At 66.4% G+C, this 18,131-nt stretch carries 19 protein-coding genes; 14 read left to right on the top strand and 5 right to left on the bottom strand.

All coding sequences use genetic code 11. The features are described from left to right. The first annotated feature begins 57 nt into the window (after window positions 1-57). Window positions 58-642, top strand: a complete 585-nt coding sequence (locus ACGFNJ_RS19350) for a TetR/AcrR family transcriptional regulator (RefSeq protein WP_393449518.1) — start codon at window positions 58-60, stop codon at window positions 640-642. Window positions 643-645: 3 nt separating this feature from the next. Here the strand turns inward: ACGFNJ_RS19350 and ACGFNJ_RS19345 are convergent, their stop codons facing one another. Both ACGFNJ_RS19345 and ACGFNJ_RS19340 read right to left on the bottom strand, forming a co-directional pair. Beyond that, window positions 646-1,566 carry an alpha/beta hydrolase gene (locus ACGFNJ_RS19345; protein WP_393449515.1) on the bottom strand — a complete coding sequence of 307 codons (921 nt, stop codon included), beginning with the start codon at window positions 1,564-1,566 and terminating at the stop codon, window positions 646-648. Between the two features lie 245 nt (window positions 1,567-1,811). Continuing rightward, window positions 1,812-2,663: a hypothetical protein gene (locus ACGFNJ_RS19340; RefSeq protein WP_393449512.1), complete on the bottom strand. Its 852-nt coding sequence runs from the start codon at window positions 2,661-2,663 to the stop codon at window positions 1,812-1,814. 557 nt (window positions 2,664-3,220) lie between these two features. Between ACGFNJ_RS19340 and ACGFNJ_RS19335 the strand changes: the two genes are divergently transcribed. Beyond that, complete coding sequence (locus tag ACGFNJ_RS19335) at window positions 3,221-4,171, top strand: hypothetical protein (RefSeq protein WP_393449509.1); 951 nt, start codon at window positions 3,221-3,223, stop codon at window positions 4,169-4,171. Window positions 4,172-4,390: 219 nt separating this feature from the next. Beyond that, complete coding sequence (locus tag ACGFNJ_RS19330) at window positions 4,391-4,966, top strand: phosphatase PAP2 family protein (protein ID WP_393449506.1); 576 nt, start codon at window positions 4,391-4,393, stop codon at window positions 4,964-4,966. A 23-nt stretch (window positions 4,967-4,989) separates the two neighbouring features. Here the strand turns inward: ACGFNJ_RS19330 and ACGFNJ_RS19325 are convergent, their stop codons facing one another. Beyond that, window positions 4,990-5,883 carry a LysR family transcriptional regulator gene (locus ACGFNJ_RS19325; RefSeq protein WP_393449503.1) on the bottom strand — a complete coding sequence of 298 codons (894 nt, stop codon included), beginning with the start codon at window positions 5,881-5,883 and terminating at the stop codon, window positions 4,990-4,992. A gap of 84 nt (window positions 5,884-5,967) precedes the next feature. On the opposite strand from ACGFNJ_RS19325, the gene ACGFNJ_RS19320 reads away from it, so the two are divergent. Together ACGFNJ_RS19320 and ACGFNJ_RS19315 are read left to right on the top strand one after the other, a co-directional pair. Next, window positions 5,968-6,828, top strand: coding sequence for an alpha/beta fold hydrolase (locus tag ACGFNJ_RS19320; protein ID WP_393449500.1), 861 nt, complete (start codon window positions 5,968-5,970; stop codon window positions 6,826-6,828). A gap of 61 nt (window positions 6,829-6,889) precedes the next feature. After that, complete coding sequence (locus tag ACGFNJ_RS19315) at window positions 6,890-7,303, top strand: PPOX class F420-dependent oxidoreductase (RefSeq protein WP_393449497.1); 414 nt, start codon at window positions 6,890-6,892, stop codon at window positions 7,301-7,303. A gap of 103 nt (window positions 7,304-7,406) precedes the next feature. Here ACGFNJ_RS19315 and ACGFNJ_RS19310 read toward each other — a convergent pair whose 3' ends face one another. Continuing rightward, a complete protein-coding gene (locus tag ACGFNJ_RS19310) occupies window positions 7,407-8,480 on the bottom strand; it encodes a LacI family DNA-binding transcriptional regulator (RefSeq protein WP_393449494.1) in 1,074 nt (357 codons plus the stop codon). A 179-nt stretch (window positions 8,481-8,659) separates the two neighbouring features. Between ACGFNJ_RS19310 and ACGFNJ_RS19305 the strand changes: the two genes are divergently transcribed. The 6 genes from ACGFNJ_RS19305 to ACGFNJ_RS19280 all read left to right on the top strand — a co-directional run bounded on the left by ACGFNJ_RS19305 (window position 8,660) and on the right by ACGFNJ_RS19280 (window position 14,912). After that, complete coding sequence (locus tag ACGFNJ_RS19305) at window positions 8,660-10,231, top strand: sugar ABC transporter ATP-binding protein (protein WP_393449491.1); 1,572 nt, start codon at window positions 8,660-8,662, stop codon at window positions 10,229-10,231. 52 nt (window positions 10,232-10,283) lie between these two features. Continuing rightward, window positions 10,284-11,435 carry an ABC transporter permease gene (locus tag ACGFNJ_RS19300; RefSeq protein ID WP_393449488.1) on the top strand — a complete coding sequence of 384 codons (1,152 nt, stop codon included), beginning with the start codon at window positions 10,284-10,286 and terminating at the stop codon, window positions 11,433-11,435. A 108-nt stretch (window positions 11,436-11,543) separates the two neighbouring features. Beyond that, on the top strand, window positions 11,544-12,527 hold the full coding sequence (locus ACGFNJ_RS19295; protein WP_393449485.1) for a substrate-binding domain-containing protein: 984 nt from the start codon (window positions 11,544-11,546) through the stop codon (window positions 12,525-12,527). Between the two features lie 92 nt (window positions 12,528-12,619). Continuing rightward, a complete protein-coding gene (locus tag ACGFNJ_RS19290; RefSeq protein ID WP_393449482.1) occupies window positions 12,620-13,258 on the top strand; it encodes a 1,4-alpha-glucan branching protein in 639 nt (212 codons plus the stop codon). A gap of 118 nt (window positions 13,259-13,376) precedes the next feature. Continuing rightward, window positions 13,377-13,994 (top strand): DUF4232 domain-containing protein, encoded by a 618-nt coding sequence (locus ACGFNJ_RS19285; protein WP_393449479.1) that lies wholly within the window; start codon window positions 13,377-13,379, stop codon window positions 13,992-13,994. A gap of 312 nt (window positions 13,995-14,306) precedes the next feature. After that, on the top strand, window positions 14,307-14,912 hold the full coding sequence (locus ACGFNJ_RS19280) for a DUF308 domain-containing protein (RefSeq protein WP_393449476.1): 606 nt from the start codon (window positions 14,307-14,309) through the stop codon (window positions 14,910-14,912). Between the two features lie 30 nt (window positions 14,913-14,942). Here the strand turns inward: ACGFNJ_RS19280 and ACGFNJ_RS19275 are convergent, their stop codons facing one another. After that, entirely contained in the window at window positions 14,943-15,176 is a 234-nt protein-coding gene (locus tag ACGFNJ_RS19275) for a hypothetical protein (protein WP_393449473.1), read from the bottom strand. Between ACGFNJ_RS19275 and ACGFNJ_RS19270 the strand changes: the two genes are divergently transcribed. The 3 genes from ACGFNJ_RS19270 to ACGFNJ_RS19260 all read left to right on the top strand — a co-directional run bounded on the left by ACGFNJ_RS19270 (window position 15,170) and on the right by ACGFNJ_RS19260 (window position 18,128). Continuing rightward, window positions 15,170-16,681 carry a S8 family peptidase gene (locus ACGFNJ_RS19270; protein ID WP_393449470.1) on the top strand — a complete coding sequence of 504 codons (1,512 nt, stop codon included), beginning with the start codon at window positions 15,170-15,172 and terminating at the stop codon, window positions 16,679-16,681. The two genes, ACGFNJ_RS19275 and ACGFNJ_RS19270, sit on opposite strands and share 7 nt — an antisense overlap. 356 nt (window positions 16,682-17,037) lie before the next feature. Next, entirely contained in the window at window positions 17,038-17,454 is a 417-nt protein-coding gene (locus ACGFNJ_RS19265; protein WP_393449467.1) for a hypothetical protein, read from the top strand. Between the two features lie 2 nt (window positions 17,455-17,456). Further along, window positions 17,457-18,128, top strand: coding sequence for a hypothetical protein (locus ACGFNJ_RS19260; protein ID WP_393449464.1), 672 nt, complete (start codon window positions 17,457-17,459; stop codon window positions 18,126-18,128). The last annotated feature ends 3 nt before the right edge of the window (window positions 18,129-18,131 follow it).

Below are 18,131 nucleotides of genomic sequence, written 5' to 3'. Positions count from 1 at the left end.
GACCGCGCGGTCAGACCGCTACCTCGCCGCCACAAGCGGTGAACGGTGAACGGTGTCGTGCGCAAGCGCCCCAGGCAGCGACGGTCCAGAGACACGGTGGACGTGCTGCTGGAGGCCGCGGCGCAAATGTTCACCCGCGAGGGGCTGGCAGCAACGACCAACCGGATCGCCGAGCGCGCCGGAGTCTCGATCGGAACGCTCTACCAGTACTTCCCGAACAAGCACGCGATGCTCGAGGCACTAGCCGTACGGCATCTCGTGCAGGGAGGCGAACAACTCGATAAGGTGTTCGCCTCCCTCCGGGCGACCGAGCCGCCGTTCGAGGAGACGATGCGTGCGATCGTCGATGTCGTTGTCGACCTACACCGCGACCGGCCCGCACTGCACGCCCTCCTGCACCGTGTCGCACCACGGCTGCCCGGCGAACTAGCGGCATTACGCGCATTCGAGGACCATCTTGTCGATGAAATCGGTTATCACCTCGAGCGTTGCGGCCGCGGTGGTGACGATGCGGCGCTGACGGCGCGGACGCTGGTCCATGCCGTTGACGCGCACGTGCATCGGGTTCTCACTCGGCACACCATCACCACCGAGCAGGTGATGGCGCTCGTGCAACGACTCACCCCCGAATTCCGAGAATGACTCTCACATCGTCGAATCCGTCACTGCTTCCAATACCGACCGCAAGGTTGTGGCGAGCTGAGTAAGCCCGGGTTCCTCGATAGGGAAGTGTCCGCAGTTTTCGAGCAGAACCAAGTCGGTCCGACCCGCTATCCGATCGAGGAACCGGATGCTCAACTCCGGTGGCGTCCAGCGGTCCGCGGCGGGGGCGACGAGTGTGAGTGGTGCGGCGTCGAAGGTTTCGGGCGGCGCGTGCCGGAAGCCGAGAAAGCTGGCGAGGAAGCCGAGCGGGACTTGCACGCCGCCGCCCTTTGGATCGGTGGCGCATGCCCGTGACAAGGCCGGGTCGAGGCTCATGTTGTTCATGTCGGCTACCCAGCGGATCGGCACCCGGACGCGGCCGAGCAACGGGACCATCGTGCGCAGCAGAACGGGCCCGGCCGTGCTGGTGAACGACCAGCGGGTGGCGGCGCGGCGGGCGGCGGGATCGCTGGGATCGAGTAGGCAGGTCGCCACCACATGGGCGACGGTACCGATGCGGGCGGCGACCTCGTAGGCCAACATTCCGCCCATGCTCGCGCCGAACAGGACCAGTGGTCGGTCGTCGAGTTTCGTTTCAGCGCGTACGAATTCGCACAGCAGATCGATCCAATCCTCGTAGCGAACCGAACTCGGCTCCGGTTCGACAGTATCGCCGTAGAGCGGAAGATCCACGGCCATCACGTCTACGCCCTCCCGTGCGGCCAGCGCGGCGAGTGGCCACAGCAAACCCGAGTAGCCACCCGCTCCATGAATGGCCAGTGCACGCACTCCCGCGTCAGGGTTGCTGGCACGGGCAACATGTACGCGTTTGCCGCGCCACGACCACCAGGTCGGAGTCGGATCGATCAGCGATTCCCGGCGGTACTGGTCGGGAAGGAACCCCGCGTATCCGATGTAATCCACACACCGAGCATCGACGCGGAATCCAGCCGCCACAACTCGCGTTCCACACCGTGCTCCAGAATGGCAATTGCAGCTCTTAGCTGCGACGACTCGTCAAGAGTGCGTGCTTTGGTGCTGTCTACTCGCATTTGATGGATTCCGGGGCCGTAGTGCGGCACCCATGGCCCTGCACACAAATACGCGGTCGGTGCGGCTACTACATAGCCGCACCGACCGCGTTATCCGAGGTACGTGTCAGTCGAGCATCACGGCTTCGGCGCGCAATTGGCCGGCGGCACGAATCCCTGGTTGGCTACGTTGTTTCCGAGCAGGACGGTCACCTTCGCGTCGACGGACGCCTGACCGGGAGCGGTGATCCTGACGGTGAAGGATTCGGTCTTCTCCTGCGCCGTTGCGGTGCACAGCGCGGTCCAGGCGATCTTCTGGCCGTTGTCGATGATCGAGAACCCGACGTAGCCCTTCTTGGGTTCCGCGCTGGTCACCTGCACGATCTTCGGCGTGACGCCAGCCGGAGCGTCGACCAGATCAGAGATGGGGGTCTCGGCCCGTCCGAAGGTGTTCACCGAAGCCCGGTCCTCCTTGGCGGTCAGCTTGGCGCCGCCCTGCCCTGCACCGGTTGTTGTGGTGGAGAGCGTATTGGATGCCGCGGTCGTGTCGAACGCACCGTTCGGTGCGAAGCCCTTGACCACTGCCGCACTGGAAATGGCGGTGTTCGCGGGTGTCTGGCCTTCGACCATGACGGTGAGGGTGGCGGATCCGCTCTTGGCCTTGGTGATCTCGCCCAGAGTGAAGACGACCTTCTGCGTGCCCTGTCGTGTTCCGCCGGACTGGTAGACCGTGCTGCTCGGAATGGTCATTTCGGCAACGACATCGGTGAACGAGTCGTTGCCGGTGGTGCTGACCGTGAGCGTGCACGCCACTTCGTCCCCGGGGAACAGGCTGCCGGGGGTCTGGACGTCGCGGCACTCGTACTTCGAGGTCGGGCCCGTTACGGCGTAGGCAGGAGCCGCGCCGATCTGCAGCGCGCCGAAGGCGAGGGTGCACGCCGACGCGAACAGCACGGCACGTTTCAGGGTGGGCTTGGGGGCAGTGGTCATGGTCGTTTCACCTTCCGGGTGGGTTGATCGGTCTCGCGCTCACTGCGATTCAGATCCACCGATGTTTTGTCTCGGCACCGATGGTCGGCGGTGTGACTGGGCATCCACCAACGAACGACTAACGGCCGCCGAACCGCGGAATGGTACGCACGTACCAGCGTCCCTAGTTTTCAACGACTTTCGTTGATGTTTCGTTGCGTTGGATGCGACCAAACGTAAACGAAATAACGGCGACGGATTTGGCGAGAGTGAGGAAGCCTGACCCCCGATAATGTTCACTTATCGGCGGTCAGAACCGGCGGTCAGGTAAACGGGTTGTCCTGCGACACGCGGCATTTCGTTTCGTGTGAATACGTCAATAGTGACGAAACCAACGCTACGATTCTCCGGTGTCCACCGTTTGCAACTACCCCGGCTGCGCCCGACCCATCACCCGCGCAGGTGGCCCCGGCCGCCCTTCCGAATACTGTGACCACCCCGATCACACGCGGTGGCGCGCCTGGCGGGAACGTCAACGGCAACAACAGGAGTCGGAGATACCCTCGGCTACTGTCACTGTGACGCAGCAAGGTCCGGTCACCGTGGCCAGGCTGCGGGCGGACGAGCTGCTCACCCAATTCCGTGGACTGGCCGACCAACTGGGCAACACCCTCAATGCCGCTGTCGCCGAACTGTCCACCCTCGGCGACCCGTCCGTCGCCGAGGCGCAGGTCCAGGCGGTCCAAGCCGACGCCGCCCGGCGGATCGCGGAAGCCGAAATGGCCACCGTCGCCGCGGAACAGGCGCGGCGGGAAGCCGGGGAAGCACGCGCGCTAGCCGAGGCTGCTGCCGACGACGCGGCCGGTGCGGCCGAGCGCGCGGAAGCGTTGGTCGCCGAGGCGAACAGCACCCGCGAGGACGCACTGCGCGAAGTGGAACGCGCCACCAGGCAAGCCGCCGACGATGTCTTCGCCGCCCGCAGCGAAGCCGAGGCCGAGGTGCGGACCGTCCGTCGCGAATCCGCCGAGGAGATCGAACGAATCCGCAAGGAAGCCGCCGAACAGATCGAGCGCGCCGAACGCCGTGCCGCGACGGAAACCGCGACCGCGCAACGCGAATCATCAGCCCAGGTCGCCGCTGCTCACTCCGAACGCGACCTCGCCGTCCAGCGGGCCGCAGACGCCGAACGGGCGACCGAGCGCGCCGAACAGGCAGCGATGGAACGCATCGAAGCGGCGAACGAGGCGCGCGAAGAATGGCGCAGGGTCCGCATCGAACTCGACACCGCCCGCACTGAACTCGCCGAAATCCGCCGCACCGCCGCCGCCGACCTTGCCGCCGTCCGCGCCGAAGCCGCCGCAACCATCGACAAGGCCCGCACCGAAGCGGCCCACCGCATCGAAGCGCTCGACGAAGCCCGCAACCAAACCCTCACCCGCGCAGAGCGAGCCGAAGCCCAACTCGACGAACTCCTCGCCGAATCCCGCCGCCAACCGCCCACAAAACTCGGCAGCCGCACGGGGGCTTGACAACCGCTTGCCGAGACTCGCCGCTGAACCCAGTCGCAGCGGCGGGGTCGATCGCGGAGTCAACTGTCGTGGGTTGTCCACGGTTTCCAACCGGTGAGTGACCGGATGTCCGGCCTGGGGGAAAGCTAAGGGTTCGCCCCTGATGTCGGAGCGCGTGGGCTTCGTTAGGTTTACCTCGTGGAACGTCTATCGCAGTTGCCGCAGCCGCGACGGAGGCAAGTGGCCGCAGTCGGGGGCTCCTTCCTGGCGTTGGTGATGCTGGCCGGAGTGCTGCTGCGGGATCGTGTTCCGCCGCTCGACTCCTGGATCGTCGATCATCTCTATTCCGCGCCCGGCACGGCTCGCGCGACGTTGGCCACGACGATCAGTGGAGCGGGTTCGGTGTTCGGACTCGTTGTACTCCTGAGCGTGGTCGGTGGCATCTGGTGGCGCCTGCGTGGAGCGGCCACCGGACTACTCCTACGATCCGGCGCGCTGCTTGCCACCTGCTCGTCGACCGTTGTGTTGCAGACGGTGTTCCAGCGGCCCGGGCCTGCAGTCACCGACCAAGACTGGACGTACCCGAGCGGTCATATCGTGCTGCTGGCCGCCCTCGGCGGCACCGCGGTGCTGCTCAGCCGGTCGCTGTCCGCCACCTGGCGCAACGCCGTGGCAGGCAGCCTGATTGTCATGATTGGGCTGGTGGCCGCTTCTCGGATGACGCTGGGCGAGCATTGGCTCATCGACGTGGTCGCCGCCCTGGTCGTCACAGTCGGCAGCGGACTCGTGGCGGCCATCGCGCTGCGTCTGCTGTGAGCCGGATCGGTGCCCATTCGCGTTCACATCTGGTTGGCCAGCGCTGCCGCGGCTTCGGAGGCGATGTCGATGGCCCGGGATACCAGGGGTGATCGAGTGCGGTCGGCTGGCCAGTGCAGGTAGATCTCGCGGGTGGGGGATGGTTGCAGGTGGTGGATGCTGAGGCGTTCATCGGACCACGCATCGGCGCTGTGGAGGGCGAGCCATGGCAGGACCGCCGAGCCGATTCCTGCGCGCACCATCGAGAGGATGGTCTCGTGGCCGGTGGATCGGAACACGATCCGTGGGCGCGCGCCATCGCTGGCAAGTGTTCGCTCCAACCATCTTTGGTGATAGGTGGGCGGCCAGGCGACCATCGGAGCACCGTCGAGTAGCGGCACCGGCACTGGACCGTCCGGGAAGGCACCGAGACCGGTCACCAGCAGGTAGTGCTCGTCGAGCAACTTGACGTGCTCGACATCGCCATCGATCCGGCCGTCGTAGAACAACAGGTCGAGACCTCCGATCTGGGGGTCGCCGGAGACCACCTCGGAGAGTCGGATGTCGCAGCCGGGGTGCTCGTCCATCAATCGACGCAAAACGCCCGGCAGGATCAAGGTGGTCACGCCTTGGAACGTGCCGATGTCGATCCGGCCATTACCCGCCTTGAAGCGATCGACGGCGTCGCTCATGGCCTGCGCTTTCGTCAGCAGATCGCGGCCATGTGCCAGGACCACCTCGCCGAGGTGGGTGATCCGAACGGGTTTCGGACCTCCGGGCCGGTCGAAGACGGCGCCACCGACGGCCTTCTCCAGGGCGGCGATCTGCTGGCTCACCGACGACTGCGTGTAGCCGAGCCGAAGTGCCGCGCGTCCGAACGTTCCGTCCTCGGCGATGGCGGCCATGGTCTTCAGGTGGCGTAGTTCGATGTCGACCATAAGGCTCAAATATAAGCGATAGCGATTGAATCCATCGGGAACGATCGCTTTTCTTGATCTACTTTCGTTCCTAGGCTCATCGACATGACGATCAACAGCACACAACGAGACACCGAAATCCTCCAACTCGACGGCGTCGAGCTCGCGATCGAGCGGCGCGGCCCCGAGGGCGCACCGGTGGCACTGCTCATCGCCGGTGGCGGCCAGTCGATGGACTGGTGGACACCCGAGTTCGCCGACCGCCTCGGCGCCGGTGAACTGCAGGTGATTCGGTACGACCATCGCGATACGGGTCAATCGAGCACCACACCGACCGGGCAGCCCGACTACACCGGCGACGACCTTGCTGCCGATCCACTGCGCATTCTCGATGCCCTGGGTATCGACAAGGCACACTTGATCGGAATGTCGATGGGTGGCGGTATCGCACAAACCATCGCGGTGCGCGCACCCGAGCGAGTGCGCACGCTCACCCTGGTGGAGTCGAGCCCGGCCGGCGGCGATCACGGTGCACTGCCGGGGCCGAGTCCCGCAGTCGCCAAAAGCTTTATGGAGCCCGAACCCGAGCCGGACTGGTCTGACGAGAACGCGGTCATCGACTATCGGGTCGAGATCGAACGGCCCTACGCCCCGCTCCAGTTCGACGAGGTGCGCGTCCGTGCGCTGGCAACGCTCGAAGTGCGTCGCACCCGCAACATGGCGTCGTCGATAACGAATCACTTTGTCGCCCAGCCGCACCGCTCAGTGGACCCGGCCGAGATTCGGGTGCCGACGCTTGTCCTACACAGCGCCGACGACCCGATGTTTCCCTTCGCCCACGGGGAGGCGCTTGCCCGCCTGATCCCCGGGGCCCGGCTGGTGCGCATGCAGGGAATGGGACACGAGATCCCGCCACCGTCCACCTGGGACGTGATCATGCCGGAGCTGCACAAGCACCTCGCCTGACAGGGCCGCAAACGCCAATCGCAGCATCGAAACGAACGGAAACCCGCTCATGGCAACAACAATGACCGACGCTGAATGGCGAGCCTTCGTCGAAGAGGGAACAAAGCTTGCCCACATAGGCCTCACTCGCCGCGACGGACGGCCGCACGTCACGGCTATCTGCTTCATCCTCGACGGTGACGAACTCGCGTTCGTCCTGTCCCCCGGAAGTGTCAAGGGACAGAGTCTGTCTCGTGACGGACGCGTCTCCATCTGCATCAGCGACGAGCGGCAACCGTACGGCTTCGTCACCATCGAAGGCCAGGCACGAACCTCTGCCGAATCAGACGAGGTCAAACACATCGCGACGGGCATCGCCGACCGCTATTACCCCACCCAGGCTGCACGGACTGTCGCTGAATCATTTGTGCGGGAGGGCTTCACGGCAGTCCGGATCGGCATCGCCAAGGTCATCGCCCGATCCGGCCTCGGCTGACATCGTCTCGACCACCGCCCCGGAGTCGGGGTTCCGGGCTGCTATTCGTCGGACTCCCGCGCACGCTCAGACCTCGGCCACTACTCGCCGCGCTGAAATCCGCTCAGGCAACAACGATGCGGTGGGTGCTTTCCCGGATGCGCAGGTTGGCGGGCAGGACGATGGACTGGGCGGGGAACACTTCACCGGCGACTCGGCGGAGGACGAGTTCGGTTGCGCGGCGGCCGATCTCGTAGCTGGGTTGCTCGACCAGGGTGATCGGTGGCGCGAATCCGGCCCAGCTCATTTCGTCGAAGCCGGCGAGCAGGATGTCGGCGGGGAAGGTGACACTGGTGTCGGCGAGGGCGTGCAGTGCGCCGACCATCATCAGGTTGTTGCCGACGAACAGGCCGTCGGGGCGGTCGCGCAGCGCCAGGACTGAACGCACGGCGGCCCGCCCGCCTTCGACGCGATAGTCGCCGCAGATCTCGAGTGCCGGATCGGGTTCGATTCCGGCTCCGCGCAATGCAGCTCGATAGCCGCTGAGCCTGCCGGTCGCGGTCGAAGCATCGGACGGTCCGGTGATCATCGCGATGCGTCGGCAGCCTGCGGCGATGAGATGGTCGACGGCGGCCTTGGCGGCCTGCCGATTGTTCACCAGCACGGAGTCGACGTCGGTCGACCGCAGCCGACGGTCGATGACGACCACCGGAATACCGCGGTCGGTGAGCGTGCCGATCCGGCTGTGCGCGGTGGAGGAGGGAGCCAGGACGACACCGGCCATCCGCTCACCCGCAGCGACCTCCAGGTAGCGCTGCTCCTTGTCGAGGTTCTCGTCGGAGTTGGCCAGCACCACGGAGTAATCGCGTTCGCTCGCAGCATCTTCGACGCCGCGGGCGAGCGCGGTGAAGAACGGGTTCTGGATGTCGGCGATGATCAGGCCGATGACCCTGGTCGCTCGGGTGCGCAGGGATCTGGCCTGGCTGTTCGGTCGATAGCCCAGCTTTTCGACGGCACCATGCACGCGTTCGCGCAGCGCGGGAGCAACGCGAGGGTCGGCGTTGAGCACCCGCGAGACCGTGGCCGGTGAGACCTCGGCCAATGCCGCGACGTCGCGAATCGTCACCGTCGCCATCTGCGGCGTAACCGCCCTTCGCTGCTGCGCCGAAGTGCCGTGCGCCCGATCTCGCGCGCTCACAATGGCCGACAAACCCTGGCGCGCAAGGGCCTTGACGGCTCGATCACTCGAATTCTACGGTATCAGAAATCGATTTCTGAGACCGATGTCACACTGGATGCAGTCGCCGTTCGCGGCGACGCCCACCGGTGGACGAGGGGGAGGAGCCAGATGGCACGCATCGGGCTACGCGGAATCCCATGACCGGCACCGACGCTCGCGCGCCGCTGCTGGCGATGAGCGGCATCGTGAAGGAATTCCCCGGCGTGAAGGCACTGCGGGGCGTGCAACTCACCTTGCACGGCGGCGAAGTGGTTGCGCTGCTGGGTGAGAACGGTGCGGGCAAATCGACCTTGATGAACGTCCTCGCCGGCGTCTTCGCCCCGGACGCAGGCACCATCGAAATCGACGGCAGCCCAGTGCACTTGCGCTCCCCGAAGGACGCCACCCGACACGGCATCGCGATGATCCACCAGGAGCTGAACCTGGTGCCGGAGCTGTCAATCGCCGACAACATCTTCCTCGGCCAGGAGCTGCGCACCATCCGAGGCACGCTGGACCGTAAGGCCATGGACGCGCGCACCGCGGAGTTGCTGGCCAGGGTCGGTCTGGAGTTGACGCCGCGCAGGCTGGTCCGGCAGTGCAAGCTGGCCGAACAGCAGCTCATCGAGGTCGCCAAGGCGCTCAATCACGACCTGCGGATCCTCGTGATGGACGAGCCGACCTCCGCGCTCGCCGAGGCGGAAGTGGAGCGGCTGTTCACCGTCATCCGCAACCTGACCGCGCATGATGTTGGCGTTGTCTATATTTCGCACCGGCTGGAGGAGCTGGCGGAGATCGCCGACACGGTCACCGTGCTGCGCGACGGCGTCTACGTCGGCGAGCGGCCGATGCGAGAGACGCACCGGGCCGAGCTCATTCAGTTGATGGTCGGCCGCCCGCTCGGCGAGTTGTTCCCGCGCAGCGCCGAACTGCACCGGGGCGGATCGGCGCGGCTGACCGTGCGGCACCTGACCACCGTGCCCGCGGCGGGCAGCGATGCCGTACCGCTGCACGACCTTTCGTTCGAGGTGGCGGCGGGTGAGATCGTGGGGCTGGCCGGGTTGATGGGTGCGGGCCGCAGCGAGGTACTCGAGGCCATCTATGGCGCGGCCACCGGTGTCAGCGGGACGATCACGCTCGCGGGCCGTCGGTATCGGCCGCACACGCCGCGTCGCGCCATCGCGCGGGGGATCGCGTTCGTCGCCGAAGATCGCAAGGCGCAGAGCCTGATCCTGGCCAACAGTGTGCGCTTCAACGCGTCGCTGGCCGCGTTGCACCGGTACCTGCGTCCGTGGCGAACGGTGGATGCGAAGCGCGAGCGGGCCGCGGTCGCGGCGAAGGTCACCGAACTGAAAGTGAAGGCGTCGTCGCTGGCGACCGTGGTCGGCACGCTGTCCGGTGGCAACCAGCAGAAGGTCGTGCTGGCCAAATGCCTGCTCACCCAACCGTCGGTGCTGCTGATGGACGAGCCGACCCGCGGCATCGACGTCGGTGCGAAGGCCGAAGTGCACGCCCTGATGAACCAGCTCGCCGGCGACGGCGCGGCCATCCTCGCGGTGTCCTCCGAACTGCTGGAGTTGATCGGGATGTGTGATCGCATTCTTGTGCTCTGCGAGGGCCGCCTCACCGGCGAGTTCCGCCGAAATCCGCCGCCCGCAGCACCATTCGACCAGGAAGCGATCCTGGCCGCCGCCATGGCCAGGGCGCCCGCCGTGCGCACCCCGAGTTGATCGCTACCGAGCAGACCGTCCAGCCGACGCGGCATGACCACCAGGACCAGGAATGACGGACCAACTCCCCAACGGAGCCCCGCACGACGACAAGCGTCCCTTCGTATCCTGGCTGCGGTTACGGCTCGGCAGGATGACGCCGTATCTCGGTGCGGCCCAAGGATATATCGGTCTGCTGCTGGTGATTCTCATCGGCATCAGCACGAAGGGACAGTACTTCTGGAACCAGACCAACATCACCAACGCGATCACCGCGTTCTCCTCGCGCGGCATTCTCGCGGTCGGCATCACCCTGGTGATCATCACCGCGGGCATCGACCTGTCGGTGGGCTCGATCATGGGCATCGGCTCGATGGCCGCCGCCATGCTGCTGGTCGATCACAGCCTCAGCCCATGGCTGATCGTCCCGGCCTGTGCGTTGATCGGCGCGTTCTTCGGCCTGTGCAATGGGCTCGGCACCACCGTGTTGCGGATCCAGTCGTTCGTCATGACGTTGGCGATGCTGTCGATAGTCCGCGGCATCGATAGACAGATCTCCGACAACGTGTCCGTCGGCACGGCCGTCTATGACGAAAACGGGAAGCTGACACCGAGTTCGGCCGAGTTCGCGCTGTTGGGCACGCCGGGCCACAACCTGTTCGAGGGGACCTGGCTGCCGTTGTTCGGCAGGGCCGGCATTCCCTACCCGGTGCTCGCCCTCGTTGCCGTTTGCATCATTGCCCAGCTCGTGCTTTCCAAGACCACGTTCGGCCGCCACATCTATGCGGTCGGCGGAAACCCCACCGCCGCACGGCTTTCCGGTGTCAATGTGACGCTGGTCGTGGTCGCGGTGTTCACCCTGTCCGGCCTGCTCGCCGGATTCGCCGGGCCGATCGACGCCGCCTACCGCGCATCGGGGGATCCGCTGGCAGGCGCAGGCTACGAGCTGGACGCCATCGCCGCCGCGGTGATCGGCGGCGCCAGCCTGGCCGGCGGAAAGGGCACCATCACCGGCACTTTCGTCGGCGCGCTCATCCTCACCCTGCTCGACAACGTGCTCGGCTTGAACGCCGTCAGCGACAACGCTCAGCTGGTCATCAAAGGCCTGATCGTGGTGGTGGCGGTGGTGTTGCAGCGGCCGGGCTTCTTCCGCAGTCTCAGCGCGCCGGCGACCCGATGGTTGTCCAAGCGGAAGGGAGGTCGCCCGCAAGAAAGCGGCACCTGAGGTGCCCTGCCCGAGCACGGCCGTCGGGCCGTGCTCGATCCGACAGTGTTCACCCACCCCCGTCGGCTCCGCCGACTGCCTTCCCCCATGTTGTTCCAGGAGTGAAACATGCCGTCCCTTCGTCGCTTTGCTCTCACGGCCGCAGCGCTGTGCACGACGGCAGTGGCCGCCGCGGGCTGCGCGTCCGACGCGCCGAGCCCCTCCGATGGCGGAAAGTTCGTCATCGGCTATTCGCAATCCAACAATGCCGAGCCCTACCGGGCTCAGCTCAATCTGCAGCTGCAGTACTTCATGAAGCAGCACTCCGATGTCGAACTGCTGCCCATCACCGATGCGCACCAGGACAGCGCGACACAGGTCAGCCAGGTGCAGGCGTTCATTCAGCAGAAGGTGAACGCGCTCATCGTTTCCCCCAACGAACCCGCGCCGCTCACCGCCGCGGTGCAGCAGGCGTGTGACGCGAAGATTCCGGTGATCATCCTCGACCGCAGCGTCAACACCGAGTGCTACGACTCGTTCATCGGCGGCGACAACTACGTCATCGGCAAGCTGGCCGGGGAAGCGGCGGTGCAGGCGCTGCCCAACGGCGGCAATGTCGTCGAACTGCGCGGCATCCTGTCCTCGCAGCCGCAGATCGACCGCGACAAGGGCTTCCGTGACGCGATCGCAGGCAAGAACATCACCATCATCGAGGACCAGGAAGCCAAGTGGCTCAAGGCCAATGCCACCACGGTGATGCAGCAGTGGCTGTCGAAGGGCGACAAGATCGACCTGGTCTACGCGCACAACGACGACATGGCGCTCGGCGCGCAGCTCGCCATTCAGGGTGCGGGCAAGGCCGGGGCGATTCAGATCATCGGCGTCGACGGGCTCGCGATTCCATCCGGTGGTATCCGTGCCGTGCAGAACGGGCAGCTGCTGACGACGTTCGTGTACCCGACCGGCGCCGAGCAGGCGGTGGACACACTGGTGAAGCTGCTGCACAAGCAATCGGTGGAGAAGAAGCAGGTGCTGTCGACGACCAGGGTCACGCCGGAGAACGCCGCGCAGATCTACCAGCAGTACGACATGTCCGGCAAGGTGGGCGGCTGAATTCGCGGCCTCGGAGCAACCGCTAGGCTCGGGCCGGATGCCGACGGGCGGCGTCCGGCGGCACCGGCTCGGGTGCGGGCGAGGAGGCACCGATGGCAGTGATTCACGAGACCACCATTGTTCCCAGCAAGGACGAGCTGCTGACGGCCTGGCTGCCGACGCGGGCGTGGTATCAGGGCGACACACAGCCGGTGGTGCGGCGAGTCGGTGGGTTTCGTCTCGATGACCCCGACGGGGAGGTCGGGATCGAATTCATTGTCGTGCAAGACAGTTCGGGGGAGCGGCCGGTGACCTATCAGGTGCCGTTCGCCTATCGTGGGGCGGCACTGGCGGGAGCCGAGGACGCGTTGGTCGGCACCGCGATGCACGGTGTGCTCGGCAAGCGCTGGTTCTATGACGGCACTCGTGACCCGGTGGTGGTGGCGCAGATTCTCGCGCTGCTCGCCGGAACGGCGCAGCCGCAGGCGCAACACGACAGCGACGCGGTGGATCGGTCGGTGGCGATAGCTGCCGCCGAGATCGCGGGCGGCGCAGCCGAATCGGCGTCGACGACGGACGGGCCGACCAGCACCGACATCTCGGTGGGTGACCGGCTCGTTCGTGTCGAGCGGATCCTGCGCGCTGGCCCGGCTCCGGCGCGGACCGGTCACGTGACGGCACCGTGGCGGTTGCCCGGCGGCGGCACGGCCCGCGGCGTGTTCCTGACCATCGACGAGATCTCGGCGGGGTAGTTCCGCGCAGGCGCTGACCACGAGGCGCTCGGTCTGCCACCATGGTCTGGTCGGAGGGAACGGCGCACGAACGGTGCGGTGGGGATGGCCTACTCCGGCAAGGAAGGACGTGAACGCCATGACCGAGCGGCTCGCACGGTCCGCGCGAACCCTGGTGTGCGCCACGCTTCTCGGCGTGTTCGGCTGCACGAGTAGTCCGCCGACCATCAACCCCGAAACACAGACCACCAACCCCGCACCACCGACGGTCAACCCCGCGCCACCGACGGCTAACCCGGCGCCGCTGACGGCCAACAACCCGATACCGCCGTGCGTTCCAGGGCAAGTCGTGCTCAGCACGAGTGAGGTGTCGCCCGGTGCGACCCATCGGGGCGTGCAGGTGAACCTCGGGCTGGCTCCAGGCGCCGCAACGTGCCAGGTGTCGGGCTACCCGGAGATCGAGGCGGTCGACGGCGGGCCGACGCTCCGCGCCGAGCACACGCCGCGCGGCTACCTCGGCGGCCTGCCCACCGACCGCGACACTCCGCCGACGGTCGTGCTCAACGGCGGCGTGCCGGGAACAGCGTGGGCGACCGTCGAAGGAATCGCCGTCGACCAGGACGGCAACCCTTGTCCCACCTATGCCGAACTTCGCGTCACCCTGCCGAACGCCTCGGCGCCGCAACCGGTCGCGGCCACCCTCAACGCGTGCAAGGTGGAAGTCCACCCGATCCTCGGCACCGAAATGCACGGATAGACCGCCTGCACACAATTCCGGTTCCGGGAATTCATGGCCGCGGCGGCGATGAATGACCTGTCAGCTCAGCCGAATCGGACAGGTCCCGACACAGTCCAAGAGGAAACCCGGAATGCCCGATCAGGGCGGTAACTGCACGCACTGGCAACGAGCGGGCAATTCAAATTCGAGTTAGCCAGTGCTGCACAGACACGCGGTAGGCCCGGCCGGATGTCCGGACATCACCGAATTGTCTTCGACATATGTCCCATCGCCACACCGTGTGAAAGCAAACACGCGGTTAACCGGACGGCTGGGCCATATCATGTAGCTATGCCCGAAGACGAGCTCGAAGGGCGTACGGAACCACTGGCGGGCAGTGCCCGGCAAGCAATAGTGGTGGCCGGTGCCTGCTCGATGATTTTGGGTGTGGTCATGGCGATATGGCCACACAAGTCGATACCGACCGCGGAGCTGTTGTTCGGTGTCTACCTGCTGCTTGCCGGCGGATTGCAGATAGCCGTTGCGTTGGCCGCGCGATTCGCCCCGGCTTTGCGGCTGCTGGTGTTCGTGAGCGGTCTGCTGTCGGTGTTGCTGTCCGTGCTGTGTTTCAGCGGCGGCAATTCGGCGTTGCTGCTGTCGTTCTGGATCGGATTGGCCTGGTCGATTCGCGGGATCTGTCATGCGACGGTCGCGGCATGGGCCGACGGTCCGGCAGGCAGCGGACGGCAAGAAGTGTTCGGCTTGGCCACTTTGGGGTTCGGCATCGTGGTCGGTGTGGTGCCGTTCGATTCGATCGACGTGCTCGGCCTGGTGGTCGGACTGTTCCTGATCCTCATCGGAGCGATGGAGGTGCTCAGCGTCGCGGGCGTGCAGCCCGGTGTCGTTGATCTGCCCGGCGCATCTCGACTGCGGATGCGTCCGGCTCGGTTGCGCTGAGACGCTGTCCACCCGCCGGTGGACAGCGTCTCAGCCGGATCGGCAGTGCTCATGCGGGTTCCGCGGCGCCCCATGCGGGCTCGGCGGCAGCGCAGCATGCGGGTTCCGCAGCGCCCCACGCGGGCTCGGCGGCAGCGCCCCACGCGGCTCCGCAGCGACGCAGGCAGGCTCGGTGCAGTCGATGCCGGTGTGCAGCCGCGGAATCTCGTCGCGCATAACGCCCGCGACCAGCCTCCACACCGGGTTCACTGGAACCCATGGCATCCCCGCACGCTGCGCTCCGATCGCCCGCCGAGCTCATCGTGGTCGCCGACGGCACAGCTGCGGCGCTCACCCCGACCGCTATGGACGAGAGTCGCAGCATCGAGTCGCGCTTGGCCGCGCTGCTCCCGCCCGGTGGTGCCCTCGTCCGCATCTTCGGTCCGGCCAATCGCTTGCCGCGACGGCTCGCCGGTGCGCCGGACGAGTCCAGCGGCGCGGAGTATTTGAAGTATTTCGCCGTCCGCGGCGTCACCGGTGACCTCGCGGCGCTAGCTGCCCGACTGCGCGCGCACGATGCGGTCGATGCCGCGTACGTCAAACCGCCCGCCGAACCGCCGATCGCGCCCGACGCCGCAGCGCTGATCTCATCAGACATCACATACGCCGATCGCGCGACCGCTCCGGACGACCTCTCGCGGCCGATCGCCCCCGACAGCGTCACGTACGTGTCCAGTGCCGAGGCTCCGGCGGTCACCCCGAATTTCGAAGCGCGCCAGGTCTACCTGGATCAAGCACCGCAAGGCATCGACGCGCGCTGGGCATGGACCGTCGCGGGCGGCCGCGGCACCGGAGTACGCGTGATCGACATCGAGGGGGCGTGGCGCTTCACGCACGAAGATCTGCAGGCCAACCAGGGCGGCGTCATCGGCGGTTCGCCGTCGCCGGACCTGGGCTGGCGCAACCACGGCACCGCCGTCGCAGGCGAGATCAGCGGCGACAGCAACGCGTTCGGCATCACCGGCATCGCACCCGACGCCGTGATCAGGGCAATATCGATCTTCGGTTCCGGTTCTGGCTCCGCCACCGCCATCCGCAGCGCGGCGGACGCGCTCAGTGCAGGCGATGTCATCTTGCTCGAACTGCACCGTCCCGGACCACGATTCGATTATGCGAGCCGCCCGGACCAGCTCGGCTTCATCGCGATCGAATGGTGGCCCGACGATCTGGCGGCAATCCGCTATGCGATCGGACGTGGCGTTGTCGTGGTCGAAGCGGCAGGCAACGGCGCCGAAGACCTCGACGCCGCCCTCTACGACACCCGCCCCGCCGACTTCCCGTCCTCGTGGCGCAACCCCTTCCGCGGTGGCCCCGACGACTCCGGCGCGATCATCGTCGGTGCAGGCGCCCCGCCGCCGGGCGTGCACGGCCGCGACTACGGGCCTGGTCGCTCCCGACTGTCCTTCTCCAACTTCGGTTCCCGCGTCGACGCGCAAGGGTGGGGCCGCGAAGTCACCACCACCGGCTACGGCGACCTGCAGGGCGGCTCGGACGAAGACCTCTGGTACACCGACACCTTCAGCGGCACCTCCAGTGCCTCCCCGATTGTCACCGGCGCGGTCGCCAGCTACCAGGGCATGAGCACCGCCGCGGGCACCCGCAAGACCTCCGCCGAAATCCGCGCCCGCCTGCGAGCCACCGGCTCACCCCAAACCGCCGCCCCCGACCGCCCTGTCACCCAACGCATCGGCAACCTCCCCGACCTCCGCGCCATGATCGGCCCACCGTAGGGCCCGCTGCGCCGTGCCACCACTCGTGGGAGCCGTACTCGGTTCCGGTGAGCTGACCGTTGCGGAGGTCTGCGCGGCCGATCGCGCCGCTGATCGATAGTGGCAGCGGCCGTTTTCGTGGCATTGGTTTGCCATATGCGTGATGGCTCCGCGATGTCATACTGCGACCGTCGCGCCCAGAGCAAAATGCTCATGTTCGCCGGTAGTAGCGGCGTTTGAGTGATCAATTTGCGCTACTGCGCGCACTTCGTGCGCCGATTTTCGGCGGAGTCGATGCCCTGTCGCCTGCCGCGACACCGAAAGACCTGTGAACAAGGGGGTTGTGAACAGCCCTGTTCTCCATAACATCGAACTGTGTGAACGTTCCAAAACAGTTGGCGGACAGGAGATTCGCGGTGCCGATCGGCGACGGGGACAGTGCGGAGCTCCGAGCGGAGATCGCTGCGTTTTACCAAGGCTTCGGACAACCCGGCGCCTTGCTCGCCGCGTTCCGCCGGTCCGCGGTGCTGGTCCCGCTGACCGAGGACGACCGAGTGTCGACGCATCGGCTCGGCGGCATCGACTGGCTCTACGTGTTCACCACCCCCGAGGAGTACGCGACATTCGCCCGGGCCGCAGGCGTGCAGGTGGGCCGAGAGTACCGGTACCACAGCATCTTCGGCCGTCGGTTGCTCGACAAGTTCGTCCACCGGCGGGCCGAGCCGACAGGCGTGCTCGTCGACATCGCGGGTGCCGCGCCGATGGCGTTCCCGCCGGAGCTCGAGGAGGAGTAGCGGTGGGCGACAAACTGCAGGTGGATCCAAAGGTCCTGAAACAGGCCGCGGACGGCATCAATTCGATCACCGGCGAACTGGGCAAGCTCGGGATCGGCGCCACGGCCTCGGTCGGTCGCGGGTTCGCGTTGCTGACCCTCTCGTCGATGGAGGCCGGAAAACAGACGGTGCAAACCTCTTTCGAAGATTTCTGCGAACGGTGGTCGTGGGGCGTGCGGTCGTTGGTGCAAGCGGCCAACGGCATCGCGGTAACACTCGATCTGTCCGCGGGCCGGTATCACCAGATGGAGCAGATCGCCTCGAACACCTTCAAGAAGATGTGGACCGACATCATCGGCAATCCGCAGCTGTCCAAAGAGGACGCGGGCAAGCGATCGTGGTCGGCTACCTTCAGTGACAACTGGGCCAATCACGTGATGCACCCGGACTACAGCCGAAAATCGTTCGAACAGATGCAGAACAGCGGCCGCACGAACCTGAAGGTGATCCAGGCGGTCGGGCCGAAAGCCCTGACGAATATCGGTCTGGTCGGCCTGCCCCAGTTCGTCGGCCCGGCCGCGCTCGCAGGTGGGCCGACACCCGGATGGAACACCGGCGAGGCGCAGCGGGCGGCAAAGATCATGCAGGAGGCCAACACTCAGCAGCCGGTGCAGCAGCCTGCGGGCGGAGAGTAGCGG

The organism is Nocardia sp. NPDC049149 (assembly GCF_043197455.1).
In the GTDB taxonomy this organism is placed as follows: Bacteria; Actinomycetota; Actinomycetes; order Mycobacteriales; family Mycobacteriaceae; genus Nocardia.
Note: the sequence above shows the minus strand (reverse complement) of the source record. Positions and strands in the feature narration are given on the sequence as shown.

Excerpts from the sequence above, each read along its gene's own strand:
- ACGFNJ_RS19320 (WP_393449500.1), top strand. The coding sequence starts at position 5,968 with ATGACGATCAACAGCACACAACGAGACACCGAAATCCTCCAACTCGAC.
- ACGFNJ_RS19305 (WP_393449491.1), top strand. The coding sequence starts at position 8,660 with ATGACCGGCACCGACGCTCGCGCGCCGCTGCTGGCGATGAGCGGCATC.
- ACGFNJ_RS19280 (WP_393449476.1), top strand. The coding sequence starts at position 14,307 with ATGCCCGAAGACGAGCTCGAAGGGCGTACGGAACCACTGGCGGGCAGT.
- ACGFNJ_RS19300 (WP_393449488.1), top strand. The coding sequence starts at position 10,284 with ATGACGGACCAACTCCCCAACGGAGCCCCGCACGACGACAAGCGTCCC.
- ACGFNJ_RS19315 (WP_393449497.1), top strand. The coding sequence starts at position 6,890 with ATGACCGACGCTGAATGGCGAGCCTTCGTCGAAGAGGGAACAAAGCTT.
- ACGFNJ_RS19275 (WP_393449473.1), bottom strand. The coding sequence starts at position 15,176 with ATGCCATGGGTTCCAGTGAACCCGGTGTGGAGGCTGGTCGCGGGCGTT.
- ACGFNJ_RS19325 (WP_393449503.1), bottom strand. The coding sequence starts at position 5,883 with ATGGTCGACATCGAACTACGCCACCTGAAGACCATGGCCGCCATCGCC.
- ACGFNJ_RS19270 (WP_393449470.1), top strand. The coding sequence starts at position 15,170 with ATGGCATCCCCGCACGCTGCGCTCCGATCGCCCGCCGAGCTCATCGTG.
- ACGFNJ_RS19285 (WP_393449479.1), top strand. The coding sequence starts at position 13,377 with ATGACCGAGCGGCTCGCACGGTCCGCGCGAACCCTGGTGTGCGCCACG.
- ACGFNJ_RS19290 (WP_393449482.1), top strand. The coding sequence starts at position 12,620 with ATGGCAGTGATTCACGAGACCACCATTGTTCCCAGCAAGGACGAGCTG.
- ACGFNJ_RS19295 (WP_393449485.1), top strand. The coding sequence starts at position 11,544 with ATGCCGTCCCTTCGTCGCTTTGCTCTCACGGCCGCAGCGCTGTGCACG.
- ACGFNJ_RS19340 (WP_393449512.1), bottom strand. The coding sequence starts at position 2,663 with ATGACCACTGCCCCCAAGCCCACCCTGAAACGTGCCGTGCTGTTCGCG.